The 4866-nt window shown below is 39.8% G+C and carries 6 protein-coding genes; 4 read left to right on the plus strand and 2 right to left on the minus strand.

What is annotated here, in order from left to right; genetic code table 11:
- Together AC1DPZ_RS21905 and AC1DPZ_RS21910 are read right to left on the minus strand one after the other, a co-directional pair.
- Window positions 1–587 (minus strand): Wzz/FepE/Etk N-terminal domain-containing protein (locus tag AC1DPZ_RS21905; RefSeq protein WP_477407436.1); only part of this gene is annotated, 587 nt, incomplete at its 3' end.
- On the minus strand, window positions 587–1369 hold the full coding sequence (locus AC1DPZ_RS21910) for a polysaccharide biosynthesis/export family protein (protein ID WP_477407438.1): 783 nt from the start codon (window positions 1367–1369) through the stop codon (window positions 587–589). The genes AC1DPZ_RS21910 and AC1DPZ_RS21905, both read right to left, overlap by 1 nt.
- 102 nt (window positions 1370–1471) lie before the next feature.
- Here AC1DPZ_RS21910 and AC1DPZ_RS21915 point away from each other — a divergent pair, with 102 nt between their 5' ends.
- The 4 genes from AC1DPZ_RS21915 to AC1DPZ_RS21930 all read left to right on the plus strand — a co-directional run.
- Entirely contained in the window at window positions 1472–2209 is a 738-nt protein-coding gene (locus tag AC1DPZ_RS21915; RefSeq protein ID WP_477407440.1) for a glycosyltransferase family 2 protein, read from the plus strand.
- Window positions 2210–2290: 81 nt separating this feature from the next.
- A complete protein-coding gene (locus AC1DPZ_RS21920) occupies window positions 2291–3394 on the plus strand; it encodes an MraY family glycosyltransferase (RefSeq protein ID WP_477407442.1) in 1104 nt (367 codons plus the stop codon).
- A gap of 102 nt (window positions 3395–3496) precedes the next feature.
- Entirely contained in the window at window positions 3497–4504 is a 1008-nt protein-coding gene (gene gap, locus AC1DPZ_RS21925) for a type I glyceraldehyde-3-phosphate dehydrogenase (protein WP_477407446.1), read from the plus strand.
- A gap of 27 nt (window positions 4505–4531) precedes the next feature.
- Window positions 4532–4866: GNAT family N-acetyltransferase (locus tag AC1DPZ_RS21930; RefSeq protein WP_477407444.1), on the plus strand; the 335-nt coding region annotated here is incomplete at its 3' end.

Consider the following 4866-nt stretch of genomic DNA (forward strand, 5'->3'; position numbering starts at 1 on the left):
GCGCTGTTATCAATGGCACCGGTGTATTTTATTGTAAAACTGGTATTACCAATAGTTACCGGCGTATTATAATTGTAATTGTTTTTAATTTCTTTTTCGCCTATTTTATAACTGAGGGTAAAGGTTTGCTTGTTAACAGGTTTATAACTTACAACATCATGATAAAAGTTTAAGCTATCAAACTTTATCAGTTGAATATTTAATGGCTTTGAGGGATATGCTTCGGTGGTGCGTACTCGGCCCGATATAAAGAAGCTTATCCGGTAATCCATATCTTTAATAGCACTAAGTATCACATTTCTGCTTTGTAATACCGATGTTATGCTCTGAATTTTTGATGGCCCGCGGTCGGGAACTGTCATTACACTTATAAGGTCAGAAACCTCCGACTTTTTTTCTTCAATTTTTAGTGTACCTCCTGTTGCGTAGGTTTTTGGCGTGTACCATAAATAAACATATGATATAATTACTGCCAAACTCACTGATGCAGCGATCCAATACCAGCGGCTCACCAGTATTTTACCTATCTTGAAATAATCGATCTCCTGGTTAGGCAGTTTTCTTTGGAATTTTTCTGTCTCTTCCATTAGCGGCGCGAAAGCGATAAAACAATTAAAGCTGTATTAAGTAAAAGCAATATTGGCTGTGTAAGGGTTGATACATTTTGTAAGTTATCATTGCGAACAGCGCGTTTGTTTTGCGATATATACACAATATCGCCATTTTGAAGTATGGCCCGCGGATCATTTATAGATTGTATATCTCTAAGGTTGATATAGGTCACCTGCGGATTTTTTTGATCGCCGCGTATAATCTTAATGTTTGTTTCATTGGCCTTATCTGTAAGGCCCCCCGCTTCACCAATCATTTCAACCAAAGTAGTATTATCTCTTACCAGAGGGAAATTTCCCTGTGCTCTAATTTCGCCAAGGAAAGTCACCTTCAGGTTTGTAATTTTTAATTCAATTATAGGATCTTTTAAAAGGCTTTTACGGTAAAGCTCCTCAATAAGTTTTGCAGCCTGGGCGCGTGTAAACCCTGTTACAGCAACATGGCCAATAACCGGCAGTGCTACAGTTCCATCTTCATCAACCTGGTAGGTTTGCCCGGCGCCGGCATTTCCGCCGCCACCCGGGGTATTGGATGAAGGGGCTTCATCAACCACATACCTAATGTTTTGCAGGTTGCGTATCTGCAGCACATCCTGTGGTTTAATGTGATAACTGCTTAAAACGTTATTGTTTTTTTGCGATAGCGTATCTGAATTGACAGTTTTTTGTTCAAAAAGAGTTTGGTACTGCCTGCCTGAGCAGGAGGATAAAATTACAACTATTAAAAAAACAGGGAAAATGGACGTTATTATGCGCATGGGGACGAAAACTTCTGCTTAATATTTTTTATAATTGTGCATTAATTCCAAAAATACATAATTTGCGGGTATTAACGATTTGTATTTTTCCAATTCATAGGTTTGAAGATTTCATTGGTAACCGTTGTTTATAATGCCCAGGATACCATAGCGCAATGTATCCAATCCGTTATCAGCCAAAAACATCCCGATATAGAGTACATTGTTATTGATGGCGGATCAACGGACAACACCCTTCAAATAATTGATCAGTACCGTTCAGCAATCAGTTTTTTTGTTTCTGAACCAGACAAAGGCATATATGATGCCATAAATAAAGGTATTAAGAAAGCAACCGGCCAGATTGTTGGCACCCTTAATGCCGACGATCGCCTGGCCGATGATCAGGTTATATCGGCAGTAGCGCAAGTATTTACGCAACAGGATATTGATGCCGTTTACGGAAATTTGAATTTTGTTGATATAACTGGAAAAATAACCCGTAATTGGGTTTCAAAGCAGTGTAGGGCTAATTCCTTTAACCGGGGATTTATGCCCCCGCACCCTACATTTTATTGCAAACGTGATTTATTTAAAAAATTAGGATTTTATAGCCTTAAATATGGCTCAGCGGCCGATTACGAATTAATGGTAAGGTTTATGTATCTGCATAAAATCAATTTTTTTTATTTAAACAGGATAATGGTTACCATGCTGGCTGGGGGGATAAGTAATAAGAGCTTTAAAAACCGGCTCAAAGCCTGGGGCTTTGATTTAAAAGCTATGCGGAACAATGGTATCAGGCGCCCTGTACTTACATTAGCTTTAAAACCAATCCGGAAAATTTTTCAATATTTTTAATTTGAAGTTAAACCTTTGCTTTGCTAACCGCGTATAACAGCCTGACTATAAAAATGAATTGATTCAAAAGCCCCTGGTACTATGATTGAACTTTTACATTCGCATCATTTTATTTACAACATTTTAATAGTATTGTTCTCAACCCTGATTACCTTGCTATCCATTCCATCCATTTTACACGTTGCGCGCTCAAGGCACCTTTATGATGATGTGGGCCATTTCAGAAAACAGCATGATCATGGTATTCCGCGTTTAGGAGGGGTGGCTATTTTTGTAAGCTTTACCATTACAATTTTGTTGTTTAGCATCATTGATAAGGCATTACCTATCAGTTACCTGCTTTTAGCCTGTATAATTCTTTTTATTATGGGTTTAAAAGATGACTTGTCCGGAGTAAATTCAAGTACAAAGTTCCTTATCCAGTTTGCGGTTGCGGCTATATTGGTGTTATTTGGCGATATTCGCTTAACCAGCATGTATGGCGTATTTGGTATTTTCCAGCTTCCTTATATCCCAAGCGCCATGCTCTCTATACTGCTTATCATGCTTATCGTTAATTCCTTCAATTTAATTGATGGCGTTGACGGATTGGCAGCTACAACAGGAATTATTGCAAACTGCACATTTGCTTTATTATTTATGTACATAAAGCAATATGAGCTTGCGGCTATTTCATTTGCTATGGCAGGCGCTATTATTGGCTTTTTGAAGTATAATATTACGCCCGCCAAAATATTCATGGGCGATACAGGTGCATTGTTAATTGGCCTTGTATCGGCAGTTATGGCCATTAAATTTATCGAGATGAGTAAAATTTCGGGCGCTGGCATCCCCGCTATAAGCTTTGCGCCTGCATTAACAATTGCTGTATTGATAGGGCCGGTTTTTGATACATTAAGAATGTTTACACTAAGGATAGTTAGCGGAAAATCGCCATTTGATGCCGATCGGAACCACAATCACCACCGTATATTAAGGCTTGGACTCAGTCACTTACAAACTACCTTATGCTTATCGGTAATTAATTTATTATCAATAGGTATGGTATTTATGTTTAGTGGCTTAAGCAATTCGCTGCTAATTGTGATCAACTTGTTATTTTCGGTAGCCTCTAACTGGATCATCACTTTTTGCCTGCGCTCAAAAGAACGTGAAAGCCTGGCATTGCGCAATTTTTTGGCGTAAATATTCAATGACGGTACTTTAAGTAGTTTTAAAGTCACTAAATTTAGGTAACTATAAATAGCCACCCATCTTCATTAACTTTGCTGCCCTTATAAAACAATGATGAAGATTGCCATAAATGGATTCGGCCGCATCGGGCGCATATTTTTAAGAAATATATTATCACGCCCTGGTATACAGGTAGTAGCAATTAACGACCTAACAAATACCCAAACCCTTGCTCATCTGTTTAAATATGATTCTGTACACCGGGGTTTTAAAGGCGAGGTAAGTTTTGATGCGGATAACCTGTTCATTAACGGGCAAAAAATAAAAGTATTGGCCCAACGTGATCCCCTGGCCCTGCCATGGAAAGACCTGGACATTGATCTGGTGATAGAGTCTACCGGGAAGTTTACCTCAAGACAAGGTGCTCAGCTGCATTTAACGGCCGGAGCAAAACAGGTGATCATATCCGCCCCGTCAACAGATAAAAGTGTGCCAACAGTAGTGCTGGCCGTTAATGATGGGCTGGTTGACCTTCAATCTCCAATATTGTCTAATGCGTCCTGCACTACAAATAATGTGGCTGCTATGGTAAAGATACTTGACGAAAACTGGGGTATCATTGATGGTTATATCACCACTGTGCATTCAATGACCGGAGATCAAAGCCTGCATGATGCACCACATAAAGATCTGAGGCGTGCAAGAGCGGCATCGGCGTCCATTATTCCTACAACTACCGGGGCCGCCAAGGCTATTACAGCAATATTTCCTCATCTTGATGGCAGACTGGGTGGAGCAGGCATTCGTGTTCCCGTGCTTAACGGCTCATTAACCGATTTTACCTGCAGCCTAAAAAACCTCCCTACTATTGATGAGATTAACTTTGCATTTAAACAGGCCGCCTGCGGCCCCATGAAACATGTACTGGAGTATACCGAAGATCCCATAGTATCAACCGATATACTGGACAACCCTCACAGTTGTATCTTTGATGCTCAGCTTACATCAATAGTAGGCGGTTTGGTTAAAGTTGTAGGTTGGTATGACAATGAAATGGGGTATAGCAGCCGCCTTGCCGACCTGGTTGAAAAAATTGCCAAACTAAAAAGTGCGATGGMCTAAATAGGTCAATTTTATTAGCTAAACTACATGATAAAATTTATTGAGGTTGAGGATCTTTTAGCCATCCGCAACGAAGTATTACGCGAAGGCAGACTTACTTTAAATGAATGCCGTTTCCCTACCGATAAAATAGAAGCTGCCTTCCATTTAGGGTTTTATAAAGATGAAGAACTGGCATGTATAGTATCATTCCATCCCCAAAGTTATGGCGAATTTGCAGGAATGGGTTACCAGTTGCGTGGCRTGGCAACCATTGAAAAATACAGGGGACTGGGTTTAGGTAATCAACTGGTAAATTTCGCGCTTACCTACCTGCGTGGCCAAAAGGTGAATTATGTTTGGTGTAATGCCCGCAAAAAAGC

It is taken from the genome of Mucilaginibacter sp. P4_G9, from assembly GCF_056400985.1.